The following is a 23,102-nucleotide window of genomic DNA, read 5'->3' on the forward strand; positions in this document are numbered from 1 at the left end:
GCCAGCAGGTGATCATAGATGTACTTGGCACATTATACCAAGAGATTTATTCCTGAATTTGATGCGGAATGTCGGTTGTAGCGCTGAGAATAGTCGATTTCTCTGTCTAATACTGTGATCGGTTGAGCTAAACGTTGTTGTTCTAGCTGAGCTGCAAGATTAGTGGGAATAAGCACATGTCGAATCAAGCCTCCTTTACCAACTACTGTGTAAAGATCACCATTTCGGCCATGCCATTTTGACTCTAGAGTAGGGCGTTTATCGGGATCTCGTTCATCAGATTTGGCAAGTGTTAGTAGCTCATGGGCTCGTAGACCGGCCGCATAAGCGATTTGTGTTGCGAGTTGATTTCTTTCCGTTTGTCTAAGTGAAATAGCTTTGGCTTGTTCTGTGGTGTTGTAAACCTCCAACATAAATTGCAGCTCCTCCCTTGACAAACCGCTTAACTCTTACTAGTTATATTATGCCGCGTGGTATGACAATGGAAGTTGTTACGTAGTATTTAGCACATTGAACATGGCTTAGATCTAAAACTACGGAGACAAAAATGGAAATTAAAAAATACAGCACTTTTCAAAAAGAAGCGGCGGAAGACTTAAGACTTACCCACAACTCTTCCCAATTACCAACAATTTTTAAAAATGAAAGTTATAACGAAACTGGTGTTGCCGTCACAGGATACGGTAAAGGACAAGTGACGGGAACAGTTTACACCATTCCTGCTCATGGTGAGATAACTGTGGACTTCAAATTAAGGTTGATGTGCGTAACACCTGAAAATGTTCAGAACCTCACCGACCTAATTAAATCGATGCTAGACGCTTCAAGACAGGAATACTTCAGAGAGTTTGAGCGGACTCACGTATCTGGAGGAGCCAGCTTTTTTGGAATGTTTGGTTGGGGTGGCGGCAGAGCATCATACACAAAAACAAAGGAAGTAATGGAGTCAATGGGTCTGAGCGAAGAAAATCAAAGGACTATTGTAGGTAAAATGGTTGAATTAGCTAATGAGTGGTCAGAGTTTAATTACAGTGGAACGATCTACAATAAAAATAATTCATACAGCGTATATGGAAGTCTATTCGGTATAGTTATGGATGCTGACATAAAACAAGACAGCTACAATAATCAATTACGATTTCTTGCTCCTAATGTTCATATGCAAACTAACGAAGGACAAATACTAGAGTCTCGTGGAAAATTATATGAACTGAATAACTAGAAATGAAAATGACCGCTATAATTAATAGGTGCATCATATATTTTTTTTTCTTGGTTAGTCTTTTTGGTTGCACATCTACTAAGTATAGCGGTCAAACTCCCAAGCCTTCTGAGTTAGAAGTAATAGAAGTAATAGAAATTGAAAAAGATAGTAGAATTGGCTCTAATAACAGTAGATACTCTTTTAAAAACTTATCACCAAATAGCAGTTACAAATTTATCGACGGAAAAAAAACAAGTGCATCTGTAGATTTTGAACTGGACGGCGGCGGCGAGGTAGAAATATACCTATCGATAAATAGAAATACACTGGAACCCTATACCTTTAAAAATATCGGAACAATACAAAGTATACAAACAAAAGTTAGACCAACTTGGGAAGTAACACCAAGAGGCAACTCCATAGAAATCTCGTCATCATTATTTGTTATTTCCAGAAACGATAAAAAAACAACGAAAACCTTGTTAAAAAAAATAAAACAAGCCCACCCCGTCTATTGTAACAATGATGATTTTTTTTTGGTTCTTTGGTTAAAGAGAACATTTAACTACTGTCTATTCGAAAAACCTATAGATTAATTTGCTATTAAAAATAATGGGCTGCAAAGCAGCCCTAAAGTAACTCAACCTGCTCAGCCCACTCATCAATGGCTTCGGCTGAAAAGTAGCGATTTTTCGTTACACCGAAAACATTTTCAAACTCTGCATCATCAACTTCATCTGAACTGATGAAACCAAAGATCTGAAGCTCAAATAGTAAGAACAATAAGCACCTCTCAGATGGCTCGAAATATTTCTTCCTGAACTCTTCTGGAAACTGATTAGCGAGACCATCGGAGATAACGAACCCATTCGTAACAAATTGCTCGTTCTTATGTTCGTACACATAGTCCAGAGTTTCTGGATTGAAATACCAGCAAACACGAAATTTGTCGGGCCATTCAGTTCGTGTACTGCGTTTGAATTGATGAATAAACGTGATTTGCAGATCAGTGTTATTTGTCTTCTTAGTCATAGTTAAGTCCTCAGTTTGTAAACCTCAGAGATAACTAGTTTCGTATCAGGAGAACTTTGCTATTTCAGACCTGCATAAATCTTGCGTACCTGCAAAATAGAACTATTGAATTGCATGTTGAAGCAATAAAACAATGATGTGAATCGTAAGACTAACGACTACTGTATATTATGACAATTATGGGACAGTTTTGGGACGCTCTTTACAAGAGCAATCAATGATTAGGGCAAGTCATTGAAAAATATGAGAAGTTGGTCGGTGTGAGAGGATTTGAACCTCCGACCCCTGACACCCCATGACAGTGCGCTACCAGGCTGCGCTACACACCGACCGAAAGAGCGAGTAATACTACTCATATTTGTTCACAATGCAACGGAATTTAGCAATAAGCCTGTTTAAGCGCTCAATTGCTAACCATCTTCGCAAATTTCTGCATTAAAACACTTAGTTGCAGGCAAGTTAACATCAAGCCAAGGTAACGTAGCACACCGCAGTCACGACTAGCGCCACCAGCAGGTTCAACATTATTCCTTCTCTTGCCATGGTTTTAATATCGAACTTTTCCGTGGAATAGGCAATGGCGTTAGGTGCTGTTGCTACAGGCAGCATAAAAGCACAACTTGCGCTAATGGCCGCCGGTATCATAAGTAGTTTAGGGTCAACGCCTACCGCTAAACCTGCCGCGGCCAATATTGGCATTAGCAATGTAGATGTTGCTGTGTTTGAAGTAATTTCCGTAAGGAAAGTCACGAACAAGCAAATACCCAGTACTAGTAATAACACCGGCAAGGTAGCGAGCCCAGTTAACCACGAGCCCATAAGAACACTTAAGCCTGATGACATAAATGCTTTGGCAATACAAATGCCGCCAGCAAACAATAACAACATGCCCCACGGAATATCGTTTGCGGTTTTCCAATCAAGCAGTTTGTCGTTGTTTCCTTTTTCGTCTACTTCACCGTTATCGTTTCCGCTGTTGGTAAAGAACATAGCCGCAACACCCGCCACGGCAATAGTACTGTCACTTATCGTGCTTATGCCTATCCAAGCAGTCCAAAAAGGTCTGAAAATCCAAGCTAAAGCGACAGTGCCAAAAATAGCAAGAACACGCTTCTCGGCTCTTGTCCATGTGCCTGGGACAGGTAAATCGATGTTCCCCACTTGTTTAATACCGCGCGCTAACCATAAGGCCATAATAGGTACGCCTAGTATTACGATTGGTACGCCTGTTTTCATCCAGTCGATAAAGCTGTATTCAATACCTTGGGTTTCTTCATACACGCTCATAAAGATAATATTAGGTGGCGTCCCAATCGGTGTCCCTACCCCACCTAAGCTTGCCGAATAAGCGATACCAAGTATAAGCGCCACGCCAAATCGGGGATTGTCTACTGCGTTGATAATAGCGATAGCCATTGGCAACATCATTAGGATTGTTGCCGTATTACTAATCCACATACTGAGTACTGCGGTTGTTAACATGAAGCCCAGTACCAGTTTGAGCGGGCTGCCGCTGCCCGTTATACGCAACATGTAAATGGCGAAACGCTTGTGTAAGTTAGCGCGCTCCAACCCTTTTGAAAGCATGAAAGCAGCCATTAATAGAATGATAACGTGGCTTCCGAGAGCAGAGGCAGCTTCGCTGTGAGACAACACACCAAATAGCGGGAATAGCGCGAAGGGTAAAAGTGAGGTAGCGGGAATGGGGAGCGCTTCAGTCACCCAGAGCACAGCGACAAACAGCGTAATTGCTGCGGTAAAAATGATCTCGCTGGGCTGATCAATGGCCCACAATCCCAAGCCACATAGTACTGAAGCGATAAAGGCAAATAGAATTATACTGTTTTTACGTGTTGGCTTTCGTTGTAGAGTTTCTGAAGAAGGTTCAGAGTTTGTGTGCATTGCGCTTCCCGTTACTAATAGCTTTATTATAAGTGCTAGTTATTGCTCTTATATTTTCTATCAGTAATTAGCGGGAAACGCACTACGCTTTTGCGAAAAAACGTGTTTTTAAGACGGTTTCTTTTATTTACTCTCGTCGTCTGACGAGATTCGGCTTGCAACTGCGCCTGCTTGGCCTTTGTATTTAGCGTCCACTCTTGCGTTGTACGGTTTTTCAGCTGGCGCTGACAACACTTCGAAGCTAAGCGCCCCTATTTTCATTTTAGGGCGAAGCGCCAGCGGTAACTTACCACTGTTGTAAAACTCAAGAACGATGTTGCCCGACCAGCCTGGATCTATTCGATGCGCGGTCACGTGAACCATTAAGCCCAAACGCGCAAGCGAAGAACGCCCGTCTAACCAACCTACGATGTTGTCAGGCAAGGTTACTGACTCGTGGGTAATGGCAAGCGCTAGCTCCCCAGGGTGTAGAAAGAAGGCTTTACCCTCTTCTAGTTCAATTTCATCGCTCATAACATGGTCGAGCGCTTCTTGAACCTGTGCTTTCGGCCCACTTAAATCGATAAACGGCGCTTGGTGATCTTCAAACACGCGAAATTTATTACCTAGGCGGATATCTACCGTTACACCACTTATTTGATCGTAGCTGGGTGTAGGGTCAATTTTAATTTTTCCATCTTGCAGATGTTGGTAGATATCGCGGTCGCACAAGCGCATGGTGTATTCCTCATTTCGTTAGGCCGCTATTATGCGTATGTCGCCGCATGCATTCAACTGCTCAAAGGCTTGTTTTATCTGCTTTTGCGCAATTTTCGTATAGTTTTATCAAATTTTAAATTTAAGCAATCGAACCTGGCTATAATTCACCTTTACTACACCTGTCTGAATTTACCTATCCGTCGGGCATTCCTGATATTTGTTACCTAGGTATTTCAAGCTAGTTACTCTTTACCAACAATGCCAATAGGGTTGCCCTTAATGTGTTTTACTGCCCCTTTGCGTGGCGCAACAGTAAGGGCCAGTTGCATAGACAGAGCGCGAGCAGCCTCGCGATAACTTTCACTCAATGCACTTTCGGGCGAGGTAATTAACAAAGGCGTGCCGGCATCGCCATGCTCGCGAATATGGATATCAAGCGGTAGCTGACCTAAAAGTGGCAGTCCATGGCGTTCGGCAAGCGCCTCGCCCCCGTCTTTTGAAAACACATAGTCTTTGGTACCACAGGCTCTGCACTGGTAATAACTCATGTTTTCAATAAGCCCTAATACAGGTACGTTCACTTTTTCAAACATGCTTATGCCTTTTTGGGCGTCGGCTAGCGCTAAGTCTTGCGGCGTTGTAACTACCACAGAAGCAGTAAGTGGTACCTGTTGCGCCATCGTCAGTTGGATATCGCCTGTTCCTGGTGGCATATCTACAATTAAGTAGTCCAGCACGGGCCATAGGGTTTCATCTAGCAACTGCTTTAACGCCCTGCTTGCCATTGGCCCTCGCCATACGGCCGCGTCTTCCTGAGGCACTAAATAGCCAATTGAGTTCGCCACCAGCCCATGTGCAGTTAGCGGCTGCATGTGCTTATTATCTTCGCTTTCAGGGTGTGCATCGGGGTTGCCCAGCATAATGGGAATAGACGGCCCATAAATATCGGCATCTAAAATCCCAACTTTCGCGCCTTCTTGCATAAGCGCAAACGCTAAATTGATACTGGTTGTCGACTTACCTACACCGCCCTTGCCAGAGGCCACTGCTATGATGTTTTTAATGTTGGTGACCGGTGCTACTTCAGTTTCTCCACTCGCTACGTTTTGTTTAAACGTAAGCTGGTCATCGCCTAGCTTTCCTTTTAGCTGTTTAAGCACTTCTTGTTTAAGCGCGTCTAGCTGTGTAGCTATACAAAATGGCAAGGTAACTGTTACACCGGCATCTTCATTTTCTGGCTGGCTAAAAGCACACCATGGCAAGGTATCTTCAACATCTAAAGAAAAATACTTGGCCAAAATTACAGCAACTTTTTGAGTTACCGGCTCTGCTTTGCGAGAAAAGAACATAAAATGCCTTACTAGTAGTAGAATTGTGTGAATTACGTAATGCAAAAAACGCGGTTTTCCGCTAGTATTTGCAGCCATTTTGAAACGCAAAGAATCAATAACGTCATTATGTCAGAAAAACGCCGAATTCTGGTAACCAGTGCGTTGCCATACGCAAATGGCTCTATTCACTTAGGTCATTTGCTAGAACACATTCAAACCGACATCTGGACTCGTTTTCAGCGCCTTCGCGGAAACGAATGTTACAGTGTTTGCGCCGACGATGCACACGGTACGCCGGTTATGCTTAAAGCCCAAGAGCTTGGCATTACACCAGAAGAAATGGTGGCAAGAACGCGTGCTGAACATCACCAAGACCTTGTTGATTTCCACGTAGATTACGACAACTACTATGTAACCCATTCGCCAGAAAACAAGGCGCTGTGTGAAGAAATTTACACCCGTTTAGATAATGCGGGCTACATCAGCAAACGCACCATTAATCAGCTGTTCGACCCTGAAAAAGAAATGTTCTTGCCAGACCGTTTCGTTAAGGGTACCTGCCCTAGCTGTGGTGCAGAAGATCAAAACGGCGACAGCTGTGACGTATGTGGCGCAACGTATAGCCCAACAGAAGTAAAGAACCCGCGCAGCGTAGTATCGGGTGCTACACCAGTGCTACGTGAGTCTGAGCACTTCTTCTTTGACCTGCCAAAATTTGAAGGCATGTTAAAAGAGTGGATCCGCTCAGGTGCCCTGCAGGAAGAAATGGCTAACAAGCTGCAAGAATGGTTTACTGAAGGTCTTCAACAGTGGGACATCAGCCGTGACGCGCCTTACTTCGGCTTTGAAATTCCAGGTGCGCCGAACAAGTTCTTCTACGTGTGGGTAGATGCGCCTGTTGGCTATATGGCTAGTTTCAAAAACTTCTGCGACCAAAACAACTTAGAGTTTGATGATTTCTGGAAAGCAGACTCAGAGGCTGAGCTTTATCACTTTATTGGTAAAGATATTACCTACTTCCACTGCCTATTTTGGCCTGCCATGCTAGAAGGTGCGGGATACCGTAAGCCTACTGGCGTAAACATTCACGGTTTCGTAACCGTAAACGGTGCGAAAATGTCAAAGTCGCGCGGCACGTTTATAAAAGGCCGTACTTACCTTGACCACCTGAACCCAGAATATCTGCGTTACTACTTTGCGTCTAAGTTAGGCGACGGTGTTACCGACATCGACCTTAACTTTACTGACTTCGCACAAAAAGTGAATTCAGACCTGGTAGGTAAAGTGGTTAACATTGCAAGCCGCTGTGCAAGCTTTATCACTAAGCGTTTCGACGGCAAATTGTCTGACAATGTGATTGAGCCAGAGCTTATTGCAGAGTTCCAAAACGCATCTGAAAGCATTGCCGCACTTTTCGAGAAGCGTAAATACCACCAAGCCGTGCGCGAAATCATGGCCCTTGCTGACAAAGCAAACCAGTTCATTGATAACAATGCACCTTGGGTAACCATTAAAGACGAGACTAAGCAGCAGTTCACACACGATGTGTGCTCGCTAGGTATTAACATGTTCCGTCTGTTGGTGATTTACTTAAAGCCTGTACTGCCAGTACTTGCAGAAAAAGCAGAAGAGTTCCTAAACGACAAGTTCGACTGGAATTCACTGCAAACCCTATTGAAAGGCCACGCCATCAACAAATTTAAGCCGATGATGCAGCGTGTAGAAATGGAGAAAATCGACGCCATGGTTGAAGATTCAAAAGAAAGCCTAGCGCCAGCAGCACCGGCAATCGACCCAGACAGCCCGCTTGCTAAAGACCCTATTAGCGACACTATCTCGTTTGATGAGTTCGCCAAAGTAGATTTACGTATTGCGCGCATCGCTAAAGCTGAACACGTGGAAAAAGCCGATAAGCTTCTACGCTTAGAGCTAGATTTAGGCGGCGAAACCAAGCAAGTTTTTGCAGGTATTAAGTCGGCCTACTCGCCTGAAGCCCTAATTGGTAAGCACACAGTAATGGTGGCGAACCTCACCCCTCGTAAAATGCGTTTTGGCATGAGTGAAGGCATGGTATTAGCCGCGGGCCCTGGCGGCGACGAGCTATACATTCTTGAGCCGCATGAAGGTGCAAAGCCGGGTATGCGTGTTAAGTAAGCTGTAAAGCGCCACCTTAAAGTAAGGTGACATTCAGCGCTATAACGCGACGGGATGTCACCTTTTTATTGGGCGGTTAAAGCGGCGCTTAGATTTATAAAGCAAAAACCATATAACCAGAGTCAAAGTGCAAGCACGTAACTTGGTATGCTAATAAGCCTTATCATCTTACACTCCCCACTCACTAATTACTTACCCACTCACTAACCTTATCTGCCTAAGGCAAATCGGCTAGAAAATTCTTGTCAAAAAACAGCGCAGTTCCGTTCGGTTTGATTCAAGGCGATCTAACCCTCTTTTTTTAACGTAATCAACGTGGTTAATTAATAAAAGAGGTATTTATGGAAGATTTCTTCGGGACTAATATCGATTTATCGGAATTAACCGAAAAAGCTATTTCACTGGTGATGACTTACACCCCCAAATTATTATTGGCTATTCTTACTTTGGTGGTGGGTCTCTGGTTAGTGAATCGTTTTGTAAACCTATTAGATCATCGGCTAGGTAAAAAGGACCCCACGTTAAATAAGTTTCTGTGCGGACTTATTAGTGCGGTGCTAAAAGTAATGCTGTTGATTTCAGTTGCCTCAATGATAGGTATTGAAACCACCTCATTTATTGCCGTCGTGGGTGCTGCAGGTTTGGCCATTGGTCTGGCACTACAAGGCAGCCTGGCGAACTTTGCTGGCGGTGTGCTAATACTGATTTTTAAACCCTTTAAAGTGGGTGACACCATTGAAGCAGAGGGTCATTTAGGCTCAGTGTCAGAGATACAAATTCTTTATACTGTACTTAACACTTTTGACAATAAGCGCATTGTTATTCCCAATGGCAGCCTGTCTAATGCTACGTTAATTAACGTTAGCGTATATGATAAACGCCGTTGCGACATGACATTTGGCATAGGTTACGATGACGATATCGATAAAGCGAAGAAGGTGTTGCAGCGTCTATTTGAAGAAGATGAGCGCTCGTTGACCGACCCTGCACCAAGAATTTGTGTAGGCGGATTAGGCGATAACTCAGTCGATTTAATGTTTAGACCGTGGGTCGCCACAGATGACTTGTGGCCTTACTACTGGGATATGCAGGAAAAAGTTAAAAAAGCTTTTGACGAAGAAGGCATTAGCATCCCATATCCACAACGAGATGTGCACCTCTATAAAACGAGTAACGACTAACGTCTCAGTTAGGAGATAGCAGTCTATGCTATCTCCTATTCCCCTTTCAAACTTGCGTAAAAATGCGAAAGCCATCCGTTTTAGTTACAACATCTTGGTAAATATAGAAGATGGTAAGCGTCTGTCGCTGCTTTCAAGTTAAGAGCTTGGCGTGCTCTCTCTGCACATGGCATACTCATTAACAATACTAGCGCAGCGTGCGATTCATCGTAGAGGTCCTTACACTGGCGCCCACCGCCGAAAAACGCGGCTTCAAATTGCGTTTGGGTTTTATTGCGGTCATGGGTATAACCCGCTTTTTCGCGAGTATTACGTACACCGCACTGCACCATGGCAAATAAGATGCTAAATAGTCTTGAAGCTTAACCGCCCCTTTCCATTTTTGTTGAAAAAAGAGCGTTGAAAACATCACTTGACGTTGTTCAACAATTTCAAATCCCAGCAGCTGAAGCCAATCTTTAATGCGATAGGACGTAAAAAAGCGTGCATCGTGTAGGATATTTCCGCGCTTAACAGGTAGAAATTTGGCAATGCCGGCGAGGCTTAAGGGGTTAAAGCCACTTATGATCACATAACCGTTTTGTGTAATAACGCGGTCTACTTCTCTTAATATTTCGTGAGGGTCTTGTGCAAAATCTAATTCATTAGCAAGTAGAAAGCCATCAATGCTGTTTTCGGCGAAGGGTAAGCAGTGCGACTGCCCCACTACCGTGTTTTCTCTACTTATTTTCGGTTCGCGTTTATCACCGCCTAACGATATACCCGATGCATTGTGATTGGGAAAGCCCTCTTTCGCTTCATTGTGGTGTGGCTGCTCGCTAGCTAGGTCATTAAACGGAACGTGATTGATGTGGTGTCGGATTGGACTAGTGTCGAGATTTATATCGGCACTTAGCGAGCCTAGTTTGGCAAAGTGATACCCAAAAATTCGCTCAGCATAATCGCTACAAACTGCATTGACCGCATGTCTAATGTGCTCTCCCGCGGGGAAATCATTCCAATTTGTAGGGTAGCGTGGCGGTTTGGCTTTAAACGCCGATCTCATTAACACTGCGCGCTCTTAGGTTGCTCTGCTCTTCACAAGTCCCTATAGTAACGCATAATTCTACCTACACAAGCAGGTACTCTTATGACGGCAGAAACACTTCCTTCAGGCGTAGCCATTCATCCTATTCCCGCTTTTACCGACAATTACATTTGGTGTATTTATAACGAGAGTAGCGCTATTGTTGTCGACCCAGGTGATGCTGAGCCAGTGCTGGCCTTTATCAAAGCCAAAGGATTAACGCTAAGTGCAGTTCTCATCACTCATCACCACAGAGACCACACAGGTGGTATTGCTAAATTAGTATCTGCAGTACCAGATTTGCCAGTTATTGGCCCAAGAGGCAATCACATAAGAGGAATAACTAAATCTGTTTCTCAAGGCGATACTGTCTCGCTACCTGTTTTTAAAATGGCGCTGCAAGTAATGGAAGTGCCAGGTCATACCCTTGATCACATTGCTTTCTTCGGGCATGGCGCATTGTTTTGCGGCGACACGTTATTTTCAGCAGGTTGCGGACGATTGTTTGAAGGTTCGCCAGAGCAAATGCATCATTCACTGAATAAGTTAAAGCGACTGCCCGACACCACGAAAGTGTTCTGTACACATGAGTATACTCAGGCTAATGTCCAGTTTGCTTTAGCCGTAGAGCCAGACAATAAGGCGCTGTGTGACTACGCACAGTGGGTGGCAGAAAAACGCGCTCAAGGTCAGCCTACACTACCTAGTAATCTCAAAGAGCAAAAAAACATAAACCCATTTTTACGGGCTCATGAACTTTCTGTGAAAACTGCTGCCGAAGCCTATTGCGAAAATAACCTGGCTGACGATGTAGCGGTATTTGCTGCAGTTCGCCGCTGGAAAGATGAGTTTTGATGCAAAAGTAAGCCGATTATCGTAACATGGTCGGTTTGCAGTGCTCCACGAGGTTTCTTCATATATGCAGTTGAAGTTTTTCCCACTGTCGCCACTGATATTGGCGCTAGGTTTAACGGGTTGTCAGTCAACCGATAATAATAACGACAATGCACAATTAGAAAGTAACGAAACCGCTTCACTAGAAGCGTGCAGTGAAATTCATAACAACGAAGAAGCCATTTCTGATTGTGAAGTTGCAAGAGACGGCGTTATTGATGTTGTTCACCCCAATGATGATACGCTAGAAGAAGGCGCTGAGCTTACCGATACACCGGATATGCATACGCAGGCGGTCGTTACTGACGTATGGGAACGTGCAAGTGCGAATTTTGCCTTACCTATCCCTGACGACAAACGCATTAGCGCACAGCGTAAATGGTACCTGAAGCACCCAGAGTATATGGCTCGCGTTGTAAAACGCGCCAAGCCTTTTCTTTATTACATTACCGAAGAAATTGAAAAGCGCGACATGCCGATGGAGCTTGTGCTTTTACCAATAGTTGAAAGTGCTTTCGATCCCTTTGCTTATTCCCATGGCCGAGCGGCTGGTATGTGGCAGTTTATTCCTGGCACAGGCAAGCGCTTTGGTATGCAACAGAATTGGTGGTATGACGGACGTCGAGACGTTGTTGCGTCTACTCAAGGTGCACTTGACTATCTAACCTATCTAAACGAAATGTTTGATGGTAATTGGCTGCACGCACTTGCCGCCTATAATAGTGGCGAAGGCCGCGTTCAAAGGGCTATTAAAGCTAACAAACGCGCGGGTAAACCTACCGACTTTTGGAACTTAAATTTACCCAAAGAGACACGTGCTTACGTGCCTAAATTGCTTGCGCTGGCTGATATTCTAAAAAATAAAGATGAATATGCGTATGCGTGGCCTGAAGTTGAGAATGTAGCGGTTATCGAAGTTGTTGATATCGGCTCACAGGTCGATTTAGCGTTTGCCGCCGAACTTGCTGGTATGTCTTTAAAAGAGCTACACGGGTTAAACCCAGGGTTCAATCGTTGGGCAACGTCACCAGAAGGACCACATAGATTAATACTTCCCCTTGATAAGGCTGCTGCGTTCTCTCAAGCACTGGCTAAAATTGATCAAAAAGAGCGATTGAACTGGGTGCGCCACTCGGTGAAGCCCGGCGACAGCTTAGGTAAAATCGCTAAGCAGTATCACACCACAGTGAAAGTTCTTAAAAAAGTGAATGAGCTAGACTCGTCCATGATCCGCGTGGGTCAAGCGATAATGGTACCAGTAGCACTTCAAGAACTGGACAGCTACACATTATCTCAGGAACAGCGTCTAGCCAGCTTGCAGAACGGCAACACGTCTAAGCAAAAAGTACGTCATACCGTACAATCTGGTGATACGCTTTGGGATATTGCCCGTAAGTACAATATAGGCACTAAACAGTTAGCTAAATGGAACGGTATGGCCCCTGGCGATATGCTTCACCCTGGCAAAACCTTAGTTATCTGGCAGGAAGGTAAAGCGCAAGACGGTGTTACCAAAAAAGTGACCTACACAGTAAGAAATGGCGATTCGTTGTCTCGTATCGCCAGCAAGTTCAATGTTAGAGTAAGCGACATAGGCAAGTGGAATTCACTTAATACCAAGCGTTATCTACAACCTGGTCAGAAGCTAAAACTTTATGTAGACGTAACAAGGTTAAACGCATCAAGCTAACCTTTAATACTTAAAGTTCAATACTGTTCATGCCTAACTGCATTTACGTTACGCTTTAAGTCAGAATACAGGATAAGGAAATGCTAAGAATTAACCGAGAAAATTTGCGAAACAGTCATGAAACGCCTTGGTTAATCTTAGATTTAGTCATGTTAGGTATACTTTTTGTAAACCTAACATGGCTCATTTTCGATGCTTTATACGCCACCGACTTTGTCTATGGTCTATTGGGCACGTATTTTCCCGCTTTTCTTAGTGCTTACGATCCCGTTCACAACAACTTTCTGTTGGTCGACTTGGTGTTTATCGCCATTTTCTTCAGCGAATTTTGCTTCCGGTGGGTTGTAGCTATTGTGCGTAAAGAACACTTACGCTGGTACTTTTTTCCGTTTTTGCATTGGTACGATATCATAGGTCTAATCCCTACTGGACCTACCCGCCTATTTCGTTTCTTGCGCATATTTTCTATTTTGCACCGCCTGCACAAATTCGAAATCATCGACTTAAATCAAACCGCGGTCTTTCGCTTTTTTGCGTTTTACTACGATGTATTTGTTGAAGAGTTAAGCGACCGGATTGTTGTAAAAGTGCTCAGCGATGCGCAAAAAGACATCTCAGCAGGTTCGCCTTTATTAGACGATATCAACGCACAGGTACTGGCCCCCCGCCGTCCTGTCATTACCCAATGGATGGCTGGCGTTATCAACCATTTAGGCCAGTCAATTCAAAGCGAAGAGCACGGCGAGGTGATACGGGAGCACGTGCGCAAGAGCGTGGGTAAAGCGGTGAGAAGTAATGCACAAGTTTCTTCCCTGCATTACCTACCTGTTATCGGCAAAACCATTGAAAATACGTTGGAAGAGTCAGTCACCGATATCGTGACCACATCGCTAGTTAATCTGTTAAGCGACTTAGACGCAGAGCGCATCGACCATTTCATTTCAGTCGGCATGCACGACTATACCCCTACCGCCGATGCACTTGATAAAGAAGTACTTAACGTTGTAAACGAATGCTTAGAACTGGTGAAAGCGCACGTTGCACAGCAGCGTTGGAAGTCACATCTCACCGAAAAAGAATCGGCTATTCCCACTGGCAAGCCCGAAATTTAATTAATTTGCAAAGCGGTAGAGTCAAGGTGAACGCTAGCCAGTATTCTGTTCAGCCATTGTTCATACAAATAAGCTAATATAAAGTCCTTACGAATATAATTATAACGATTAGAGGGACTTATGATGAAAAGTAAACGCTGCCGAACGTTCAGCCGCTCATTTAACCACGCAATACTAGTAATTTGTATAGCGGCATTTGCTTCAGGCTGCATGGTGATCTTGCCGACCTCTTCTATTTCCACCAACCAAGAACCTGAAAAAATAGTTGAGCGCATTGAATACAATGCAAACCGATGCTGGTCCACACTGCATCAGCCAATCCATAGCGATATAGTCGTAAACACGTATACAATACAAAACGGCTACAAACTCACGGCCAGTCGTAAAGAAGGGAGCACCCCGCAATATCCTTTTTTACACGTCACCGTTACCCACTCAACCTACGGCAGCGAGGTATCTGTTCGAGAAGGTGAGTTTAACTTGGGCACAGACTTAAATTTAAGTGATGATGTAAATCGATGGATAAATGGCGACAATAGCTGCTAAAACTGATAAGGCGTACACACTATTTTTCAGTAGTAGACAGAATAATACTCGTCTCACTATTAAGCACGCCTTTAACGCCGCGCACTTCTTTTAAAATGCCATCTAAGTGCGCGAGACTTTCGGCGGTTATAACAATAAGTAAATCCCAATTTCCGTTTGTAGTATGAAACCGCTCAACACCATTCACCTGCCTAAGCTTACTAATAAGCTGTGTTGTACTAAGCCCTTCAAGCTCGACTGACATAAGAGCTTTTATTTTGTCTGGTTGCAGCTGCTCGTTAACACGAATAGTAAAACCGTCGATCACCCCCGAATTTACTAACCTGTCGATTCGTTTTTGCACCGTATTTCGCGATAACGAGAGGACTTCAGCTAGCACGGTTACAGGTGTTCGCGCATCGCGCTTCAATATATCGAGAAGCTCGCGATCTTTCGCATCTAAATCTACATACATGGTCGTTTCCCCAATAGATAAACAAATCGTCGAGTCATTAACTCGTTCTCCAAGACTAATTAGCGAAAAGCATAATGATAAAACAATTGAGCAATATGCTTAAACTAAATAACAACTTGCAACACCTTGAGCATGGTTAAGTGAATTCGCCAGAGAATAAAATACACGCTCTTTTCAGTGGAAATATTTCAGCTAAGGGCTGTAGGACGTTATATGCAAGCCAGTCACATCAAAAACTCACGATTAACTACACCAAATTCCGTTTTAATGGTACGCCCCTGTGCCTTTCGCCCCAACGAACAAACAGCCAAAGACAATAGTTTTCAGAAGCCCCTTGTATCGACGGGAAAAAATAGAGCGAAAATATCAAAGAATGCGTGTACGGAATTTGATGAGATGGTTCGCACTTTACGTATGAACCACATAACGGTAGAGGTGTTTGAAACAGAAGGGGAAAACACGCCCGATGCCGTATTTCCAAATAATTGGTTAAGTACACATCCCAACGGTTTGCTTGTCACCTACCCTATGTACTGTGAAAACCGCCGAGCGGAGCGTCGTGACGATATTGTCAGTTATCTGCAGCAACACTATATCGTACAGCAAGCTAAAGATTTATCTTTCCATGAAGATGACGGAGATATTGTTGAAGGTACAGGGGCTATGGTGATCGACCATGTAAACGCGCTAGCCTATGTTTGCCTATCCCAACGAGCCAATAAGAGAGCTGTAATGTCGGCGTGTAAAGCTATTGGTTTAACGCCTATATGTTTTAGCGCCTTTGATACTGCTGGTACGGCGATTTACCACACCAACGTAATGATGTGTGTGGGCAGTGATTTTGCCATTGTTGCTACTAGCATGATAGAAGAAAGCGACAAAAATGTGGTGCTTTCAACACTTAAGGAGACAGGTAAAAACGTCATCGAAATTAGCGAAGAACAAGTGAATAGTTTTGCCGGAAACTGCCTAGAGCTTTTGAATAGCAATGGAAAACGTTTATTACTTATATCAGACACTGCTTTTAGTTCAATGAACGAAGAGCAACTAGCTTTACTACCCAGCGATCTTACTTTACTTCCCATCGCAGTGCCTACTATTGAAATGGGAGGAGGCTCCGTTCGCTGCATGGTCGCGGGTATTCACCTTGAGTGTAAAACGATTGGCGCTGAACAAACTACGACTAATAACATCAGCTTTGACACCCGCGTGAGACTAGCAAAAGGTGATGACTTTGAAGGCTTGCTTGCGTTAGCTGAAGCTGCATCGCCAGGTATGACAACCTTCCCACCGGATAGAGCAACGCTTGACAACAAATTAAAGCGTTCCATTAGAGAAGAACAAAAACTTATGCGTCAAGAGCGTCCAGACTACCTTTTGTTTGTATTAGAGGACCTTCGAACTGGCAAGCTTATTGGTACATCTGCAATTTTTGGTGAATTAGGAAAAGAAGACAGTTTTTATAGTTACAAACGAGAAAAAGTCGCACAGCGAAATAAATCACTAGGCGCACACTACACCCATGACATACTGCACCTAAGTCACCATTTTGAGGGTTACGCGGAAGTGGCATCGCTCTACTTACTGCCTGAATACAGAAAACACTTCAACGGAAAACTACTTTCAAAAGTACGCTACCTTTTTATGGGCTTACATCAGCATGTATTTCCAAAGCAGGTCATGGCTGATCTACGAGGCTATGTAAATACGCATGGGGACTCGCCTTTCTGGAATGCCGTCGGACGTCACTTTTTTCCTATGACATACGCTGAAGCGGATTTATATGGCGCCGTAAACGGAAATCAATTTATTGCTGATTTAATGCCTAAACTTCCGCTGTATGTAAATATGTTACCCAAAGAGGCTCAGTTGGCTATTGGTAAACCACATAACGACGGCCAACCCGCTATGGCAATGCTTGAAAAAGAAGGGTTTAAATTCACGAACTACATCGATATTTTTGATGGTGCGCCAAGTATGGAAGCTGAAGTTTTAAGCCTAAAAACTGTCAAATCAACAAAGCAAGTAAGAATAAAAGTTGGCGAAGGTACAAGGCGCGGCACCGAGAGTAAAATGACGCTTGTCGCCACGTTGAGCCAGCCTTTTTATGCAATGATGGCAGAAACCGAAGAACAAGACGAAATAGCTGTTATCTCTCGCAAAACAGCACAAGCATTAAACGTTAGCTCGGGAGATACCATCTTACTTTCAGATGTTTAGTCTCGTGCGTATATCCAAAAACCGCTGTTCAATGACGAAAGCTCGGTGTGCGCTTTACGCTTAACTAAAAAGAAAGCCCGCAAATGCGGGCCTTCATTCTGTTAAAAAGTATTGGCTGCTAATTACGCTTTACGCCACGTAGTACCGCTTGGGCCGTCTTCTAACACTACGCCTTTTGCGTTTAACGCATCGCGCGCGGCATCTGCCGCTGCCCAGTCTTTGGAGGCACGGGCATCGTTACGCTGTTTAATTAACGCTTCAATTTCAGCCGCTTCGTCGTCATTGCCTTCACCGCCTTTAAGGTAAGTATCTGGGTCACTTTGAAGCATACCTAAAATTGCGCCTAGGCCTTTAAGAACAGCAGCCAGTTTACCTGCTTCTTCTACATTATCTTTTTGGCGGTTAAGCTCACGTGCCACATCGAACAACACCGAAAAGGCTTCAGGTACGTTTAAATCGTCGTTCATTGCCGCTTCAAAGCGCGTTAGGTAGCCACCGTGGCTAAGGTCAGTGCTTTCGTCTACTGTTACACCACGCAGCGCAGTGTACAAACGCTCTAGGGCGGCCTTCGCTTGAGTAATATTGTCTTGAGAGTAACTTAACTGGCTACGGTAATGCGCCGACATCAGGAAGAAACGCAATGTTTCTGAGTCGTGCTCTTTAAGCACATCGCGCAAGGTAAAAAAGTTACCCAATGACTTAGACATTTTTTCGTCATTAACCTGTACCATACCCGCGTGCATCCACACGTTTACGTATGGTGTGTCATACGCACAGCACGACTGAGCCACTTCGTTTTCGTGATGTGGGAACGTTAAATCTGAGCCACCGCCGTGAATATCAAAGTGCGCACCAAGATGCTTATGATTCATTGCAGAACATTCAATGTGCCATCCCGGACGTCCCTCGCCCCATGGCGATTGCCATGCCGGCTCACCAGGCTTGGTGGTTTTCCACAGTACGAAGTCTAGCGGGTCGTCTTTTCCTGCCGCCACTTCAACACGAGCACCCGCTTTAAGCTGATCTAAGTCTTGTTTGCTTAACTTGCCATAATCTTCGTACTTGCTTACGTCGAATAGTACATCGCCGCTTTTGGCTTGATAGGCGTAGCCTTTGTCCATTAGTCGCTGGATAATTTCAATGATCTCATCCATATGTCCACTTACTGTCGGCTCGACGTCTGGCTCTAGTAAGTTAATCGCCGCAAAGTCTTCGTGCATCATGGCAATAGTGCGTGCAGTTAGCGCCTTAAAGCTTTCGCCATTTTCATTGGCGCGAGCAATAATCTTATCGTCGATATCGGTGATATTGCGCACGTACTTCACATCTAAACCAAGGTGGCGCATGTAGCGTACTAAGACATCGAAACTCAGGTAAGTACGGGCATGACCCATATGACTTAGGTCATAAACGGTAATACCACAAACATACAAACCCACTTTCCCTTCTTGAAGCGGTACAAACTTCGCTTTTTCACGGGTTCGGGTGTTGTAAAGATGTAGCATGTCTATATTTCCTATATGTCATAATTTTTCGGCCGCAAAGTTTAGCACTGTCACGATTTAAATGGTACAAGCCTTTTGCAACGATATTGCTGGGTTTTGCGATAACCGTCTCTTTGCGCTAACGACTCGTTTTGCGCTAAAATGCCGCCACTTTATATGTATGCTAACACACAGGACAAACCACAATGGTTACGTTAAAAACAAATTTCGGTGACATCACCCTAGAGCTTTTTGAAGATAAAGCGCCTAAAACGGTAGCTAACTTCATTTCTTACGTTGAAGACGGTTTTTTTGATAACACTATTTTTCACCGTGTAATCAACAACTTCATGATCCAAGGTGGTGGTTTTACGCCAGATATGGATCAGAAAGACACAAAAGACCCTATTGAAAACGAAGCGGACAACGGCGTAGCAAACGAAGTGGGTACAATCGCGATGGCGCGTACCCAAGATCCACACTCTGCGACGGCTCAGTTTTTTATTAATGTAAATAACAACGACTTCCTTAACCACTCTAGCAAGTCTGTCAATGGTTGGGGCTACTGTGCATTCGGTAAAGTAACTGAAGGTATGGATGTTGTTGAAAAAATTAAAGCCGTTAAAACCGGTAACAGCGGCTATCACCAGGATGTTCCTGTTGAGCCTGTTATCATTGAGAAAGCGACTATTTCTTAAATAGCCGCTGACATCTATGCTTGAATAGCTGTCTCAATAACGCCTTGGCCAATATGATTTTCAAGACATACTCAAGGCCTTGAGTTAAAAACAAGCCGCGTTACTTTAACGCGGCTTTTTAAACCACAATAAGAAGATTTATGTCGTTCACCTACTTCATTGCCGACTTGCACCTAAGTGCCGACCGCCCTGACATTACAGAATGCTTAATGCGCTTTTTAAAAGAAGATGCGATTAATGCTGATGCACTTTACGTTCTTGGTGACTTGTTTGAAGTTTGGATTGGCGACGACAACGTTACTCCATTTAACACTGCCATAGCATCAGCTTTCAAGGCAGTGAGTCAGCATTGCCCTATATACTTCATTCACGGTAATCGCGATTTCGCCATACGTGAAAAGTGGCTATCAAAAGCCGGCATGACGTTATTAAACGAACAAGAAGTTGTAGACTTATACGGCACACCTACCCTGCTTACTCATGGTGACGAACTATGCACTCGCGATGTTGCTTATCAAAAGTTTCGCAAGAAATCCCGCGGTTGGTGGTGGCCACGTTTAATGCTTGCGCTTCCGTTATGGTATCGACAGCGTGTTGCCGATAACGGTCGTAAGGAAAGTAAGGCTAAGCAGCAAAATCTTAAGCCAGATATTATGGATGTCACGCCTGAAGAAGTGGTGAAAGTCATGGAAAAATGGGACGTGCAGCGCATGATACATGGCCACACACACAGACCCAACATTCATAGCCTTACAGCAAACGGCAAGCCTGCAACTCGTATTGTACTTGGCGATTGGTATGATCAAGGCAGTGTATTGAAGGTTACTGAAAATGATGTGATGCTGCAGAAACATAACTTCAGTTAGTCACCATCATTATTTGTTACAAACTAGCCGAAAGTACATGTGTTAGACGCTGGCTTAATTTTTGTTCTGTGGTATAAAGAATAAAAGCAAGTTAGTCATCATGGATGGTGTAAATGACAGATGTTCTTCTTTCCCCTACAAACTTCTGGTTTAGCATTTCGCTCATAGCCGTTTTCTTTATTTTCATACTAGAACTTGTTAGCACTATTTTTGGTATAAGCCTGTTGGGGTTAGGCGATGATTTTGCAGAGTTTGATGGCGATGGGTTTCTTAATACCTCGTTTGCCAACTGGCTTAATATCAATAAAGTTCCCTTTCTTATTTACCTGGTAGTACTTCTTACTCTATTCGGTTTAGTTGGCTTGATGGTTAACGGCTTAACAGCGAGTGCACTCGGCTATACCTTGCCAGCTTTCCTATCCGTTCCTCTTGCATTTGTTATTGGCGCATTCGTAACAGCTAAAACCGTAAAGGTAATTTCAGGCTTGTTGCCTAGTGTAGAGTCTAGCGCGGTTAACAGCGATGACTTCATTGGGTCTGTGGCCGAAATCACGATTGGAAAAGCAAGCCGAGGCAACCCAGCTGAAGCAAAGTTTACCGACCATTATTCACAGCCTCATTTTGTGTTAGTAGAGCCTTTCGAAGATGAAGAGTTGTTCGCACAGGGAGAGCGCGTCATTTTAGTTCAGAAAAAACAACACAGCTGGTTAGCAACCCGCTACCTATAACCTAAAAGAGATAAAAGTATGGATACAATTCAACCATCTAGCTTGCCGTCAATACTCTTTATTGCCGGTGCTATTGTTGTAGGGCTTATCGTTATTGGCCTTATCTTTGCCAAACTTTACACCCGCGCGACGAAAGAAACAGCGTTCGTAAGAACCGGTTTAGGCGGTGAAAAAGTCATTAAGGACGGTGGCGCTATCGTGCTTCCTGTCGTTCACGAAATCATTCCAGTAAATATGAACACCCTTCGTATAGAAGTGGAAAAAATTCAAAAAGACGCGCTTATTACCAAAGATCGCATGCGTGTTGATGTTAAGGCAGACTTCTATTTACGCGTGGCCCCCAATGCCAATGGCATATCAATGGCTGCGCAAACGCTAGGAACGCGCACCACTCGCGCTGAAGAAGTTAAGAAACTAATGGAGTCTAAGTTTGTTGACGTACTACGTGCCGTAGCTGCTGAAATGAGCATGACCGAAATGCATGAACAGCGTGCTGACTTTGTACAAAAAGTTCAGCAAAGCGTAGCTAACGACCTTGAAAAGAACGGTCTTGAGTTAGAATCGGTGAGCTTGACTGGTTTTGACCAAACCGACCTACAGTTTTTCAATGAGAACAACGCTTTCGATGCAGAGGGGCGTGCACGCTTAACGAAGATCATTGAAGAGAAACGCAAAGAAACCAACGATATTCAACAAGAAAACCGCATTTTCATTGAACAGCGTAATTTGGCTGCTGAGAAACAATCACTAGAGGTGAAACGAGACGAAGAAGAAGCTCGCTTAGCCCAAGAGCAAATTCTAGCCTTTAAACGTCAGGAACAAAAAGCAGAAATTGCTAAGCAGCGCGAAATGAAAGAACGGGAAGAGCGCGAAGCAGAGATCGCGAAAAACCGTGCTATCGAGGCTGCGGAGATCGAAAAATCACGGGAAATTGAAACCCAAGAAATTGCTAAGCGTCAGGCATTAGAGCAAGCGCGCATTCGTCAGCAGCAAGAAGTTGAGGTTTCTGAGCAAATTAAACAAATTGCCGTTGCGACAAAATCTGAGGAAGAGTCGGCCGCACGTGCTAAAGCTGCTGAAGCGGAAAAAGCTAAAGTGGAAAAAGTGGAAGCAGTAACCACAGCGAAAATGGTGGCAGAAGCTGAGCGTAAGAAACAAATTGAAGTTATAGACGCGCGCAAAGAGGCAGAGCGTGAGGCTGTAGGCATTACCGTAGAAGCACAAGCTAAGAAAGAAGCAGCTGAAAACTCTGCTGCCGCTATTCTTACGGAAGCTAAGGCCGCTGCCGATGCAAAAATGCTTCAGGCTGAAGCTGATGAGAAAGTGCTTGCTGTTGAAGCACAAGGTAAACAAGCGCTTTATGAGGCTGAAAATACGCTTAAGACCGAGCAAATTGAGCTGCAAAAAGCCCTTGCCATGCTCAAAATATTGCCTGAGCTTGTGGCACACGCCGTTAAGCCACTTGAAAACATAGAAGGTATTAAAATTCTTCAAGGCTACGGCCAAGGGAGTGGCGTGAAAGGCGATCACACCGTTGCTACTGCTGGTAGTGGTTTAGCTGAACAAGTAACGCAAGCCGCACTAAGCTATCGTGCTAACGCCCCACTGGTAGACTCTATGTTGCGTGAAGTGGGCTTGGTCGATGCGGAAAAAGGCACATTAGATGATTTGGTAACAGGCAACAGCGACATACTGACCAAGGCCAATGCCGTAAAACCTAAACCTATTGTGGCAGCACCAGAAAACCTAAATGGTAATAAAGCGTCGGAAGAGCTTCCAGCTGATTAATGCTCATTGAGCTAGTATTTAGCTAGCTAATACGACACAACATCCTAAGCCCT

General features: G+C 44.1%; 21 protein-coding genes and 1 tRNA gene. 13 read left to right on the forward strand and 9 right to left on the reverse strand.

Going from position 1 to position 23,102, the window contains the following annotated elements; all coding sequences use genetic code 11:
- Positions 1-32: 32 nt before the first annotated feature.
- Positions 33-413, reverse strand: a complete 381-nt coding sequence (locus tag WA381_RS08710) for a hypothetical protein (RefSeq protein WP_197044414.1) — start codon at positions 411-413, stop codon at positions 33-35.
- A 134-nt stretch (positions 414-547) separates the two neighbouring features.
- Between WA381_RS08710 and WA381_RS08715 the strand changes: the two genes are divergently transcribed.
- Positions 548-1,222: a hypothetical protein gene (locus WA381_RS08715; protein ID WP_156086559.1), complete on the forward strand. Its 675-nt coding sequence runs from the start codon at positions 548-550 to the stop codon at positions 1,220-1,222.
- Between the two features lie 8 nt (positions 1,223-1,230).
- Positions 1,231-1,800 carry a hypothetical protein gene (locus WA381_RS08720; protein WP_156086560.1) on the forward strand — a complete coding sequence of 190 codons (570 nt, stop codon included), beginning with the start codon at positions 1,231-1,233 and terminating at the stop codon, positions 1,798-1,800.
- 34 nt (positions 1,801-1,834) lie between these two features.
- Here WA381_RS08720 and WA381_RS08725 read toward each other — a convergent pair whose 3' ends face one another.
- The 5 genes from WA381_RS08725 to apbC form a co-directional block, all read right to left on the reverse strand.
- Positions 1,835-2,236, reverse strand: a complete 402-nt coding sequence (locus WA381_RS08725; RefSeq protein WP_156086561.1) for a hypothetical protein — start codon at positions 2,234-2,236, stop codon at positions 1,835-1,837.
- 252 nt (positions 2,237-2,488) lie between these two features.
- Positions 2,489-2,565 (reverse strand) — tRNA-Pro (locus tag WA381_RS08730).
- Between the two features lie 136 nt (positions 2,566-2,701).
- Positions 2,702-4,138: an SLC13 family permease gene (locus WA381_RS08735; RefSeq protein WP_156086562.1), complete on the reverse strand. Its 1,437-nt coding sequence runs from the start codon at positions 4,136-4,138 to the stop codon at positions 2,702-2,704.
- Between the two features lie 123 nt (positions 4,139-4,261).
- Positions 4,262-4,855, reverse strand: coding sequence for a dCTP deaminase (gene dcd, locus WA381_RS08740; protein ID WP_014976864.1), 594 nt, complete (start codon positions 4,853-4,855; stop codon positions 4,262-4,264).
- A gap of 224 nt (positions 4,856-5,079) precedes the next feature.
- Positions 5,080-6,186, reverse strand: coding sequence for an iron-sulfur cluster carrier protein ApbC (gene apbC / locus WA381_RS08745; protein ID WP_156086563.1), 1,107 nt, complete (start codon positions 6,184-6,186; stop codon positions 5,080-5,082).
- 108 nt (positions 6,187-6,294) lie between these two features.
- Between apbC and metG the strand changes: the two genes are divergently transcribed.
- A complete protein-coding gene (gene metG, locus WA381_RS08750; RefSeq protein WP_156086564.1) occupies positions 6,295-8,322 on the forward strand; it encodes a methionine--tRNA ligase in 2,028 nt (675 codons plus the stop codon).
- Between the two features lie 341 nt (positions 8,323-8,663).
- A complete protein-coding gene (locus WA381_RS08755; RefSeq protein WP_039225292.1) occupies positions 8,664-9,503 on the forward strand; it encodes a mechanosensitive ion channel family protein in 840 nt (279 codons plus the stop codon).
- 187 nt (positions 9,504-9,690) lie between these two features.
- Here the strand turns inward: WA381_RS08755 and WA381_RS08760 are convergent, their stop codons facing one another.
- Complete coding sequence (locus WA381_RS08760) at positions 9,691-10,548, reverse strand: class I SAM-dependent methyltransferase (RefSeq protein ID WP_014976867.1); 858 nt, start codon at positions 10,546-10,548, stop codon at positions 9,691-9,693.
- A gap of 84 nt (positions 10,549-10,632) precedes the next feature.
- Between WA381_RS08760 and gloB the strand changes: the two genes are divergently transcribed.
- From gloB to WA381_RS08780, 4 genes are all read left to right on the forward strand, one after another.
- Complete coding sequence (gene gloB / locus WA381_RS08765; RefSeq protein ID WP_039225290.1) at positions 10,633-11,424, forward strand: hydroxyacylglutathione hydrolase; 792 nt, start codon at positions 10,633-10,635, stop codon at positions 11,422-11,424.
- Between the two features lie 64 nt (positions 11,425-11,488).
- Positions 11,489-13,153 carry a lytic transglycosylase gene (locus WA381_RS08770; RefSeq protein ID WP_156086565.1) on the forward strand — a complete coding sequence of 555 codons (1,665 nt, stop codon included), beginning with the start codon at positions 11,489-11,491 and terminating at the stop codon, positions 13,151-13,153.
- An 80-nt stretch (positions 13,154-13,233) separates the two neighbouring features.
- Positions 13,234-14,265, forward strand: a complete 1,032-nt coding sequence (locus tag WA381_RS08775; RefSeq protein WP_014976870.1) for a hypothetical protein — start codon at positions 13,234-13,236, stop codon at positions 14,263-14,265.
- Positions 14,266-14,385: 120 nt separating this feature from the next.
- On the forward strand, positions 14,386-14,811 hold the full coding sequence (locus WA381_RS08780) for a halomucin (RefSeq protein WP_231506506.1): 426 nt from the start codon (positions 14,386-14,388) through the stop codon (positions 14,809-14,811).
- Between the two features lie 19 nt (positions 14,812-14,830).
- Here WA381_RS08780 and WA381_RS08785 read toward each other — a convergent pair whose 3' ends face one another.
- Positions 14,831-15,265, reverse strand: coding sequence for an Lrp/AsnC family transcriptional regulator (locus tag WA381_RS08785; RefSeq protein WP_014949919.1), 435 nt, complete (start codon positions 15,263-15,265; stop codon positions 14,831-14,833).
- 213 nt (positions 15,266-15,478) lie between these two features.
- Between WA381_RS08785 and ctlX the strand changes: the two genes are divergently transcribed.
- A complete protein-coding gene (ctlX, locus tag WA381_RS08790) occupies positions 15,479-17,485 on the forward strand; it encodes a citrulline utilization hydrolase CtlX (protein ID WP_156086566.1) in 2,007 nt (668 codons plus the stop codon).
- Positions 17,486-17,607: 122 nt separating this feature from the next.
- Here the strand turns inward: ctlX and cysS are convergent, their stop codons facing one another.
- Complete coding sequence (cysS, locus tag WA381_RS08795) at positions 17,608-18,990, reverse strand: cysteine--tRNA ligase (protein WP_156086567.1); 1,383 nt, start codon at positions 18,988-18,990, stop codon at positions 17,608-17,610.
- Positions 18,991-19,175: 185 nt separating this feature from the next.
- Here cysS and WA381_RS08800 point away from each other — a divergent pair, with 185 nt between their 5' ends.
- From WA381_RS08800 to WA381_RS08815, 4 genes are all read left to right on the forward strand, one after another.
- The gene (locus WA381_RS08800; RefSeq protein ID WP_014949922.1) at positions 19,176-19,667 is read left to right on the forward strand and encodes a peptidylprolyl isomerase; all 492 of its coding nucleotides are present in this window, start codon (positions 19,176-19,178) and stop codon (positions 19,665-19,667) included.
- 140 nt (positions 19,668-19,807) lie between these two features.
- The gene (gene lpxH, locus WA381_RS08805; protein WP_156086568.1) at positions 19,808-20,533 is read left to right on the forward strand and encodes a UDP-2,3-diacylglucosamine diphosphatase; all 726 of its coding nucleotides are present in this window, start codon (positions 19,808-19,810) and stop codon (positions 20,531-20,533) included.
- A gap of 113 nt (positions 20,534-20,646) precedes the next feature.
- On the forward strand, positions 20,647-21,261 hold the full coding sequence (locus tag WA381_RS08810; RefSeq protein WP_014949924.1) for an OB-fold-containig protein: 615 nt from the start codon (positions 20,647-20,649) through the stop codon (positions 21,259-21,261).
- 18 nt (positions 21,262-21,279) lie between these two features.
- Positions 21,280-23,049 carry a flotillin family protein gene (locus WA381_RS08815; protein ID WP_039236487.1) on the forward strand — a complete coding sequence of 590 codons (1,770 nt, stop codon included), beginning with the start codon at positions 21,280-21,282 and terminating at the stop codon, positions 23,047-23,049.
- The last annotated feature ends 53 nt before the right edge of the window (positions 23,050-23,102 follow it).

It is taken from the genome of Alteromonas sp. CH_MED4-4 (assembly GCF_037029575.1).
Lineage (GTDB): Bacteria > Pseudomonadota > Gammaproteobacteria > Enterobacterales > Alteromonadaceae > Alteromonas > Alteromonas macleodii.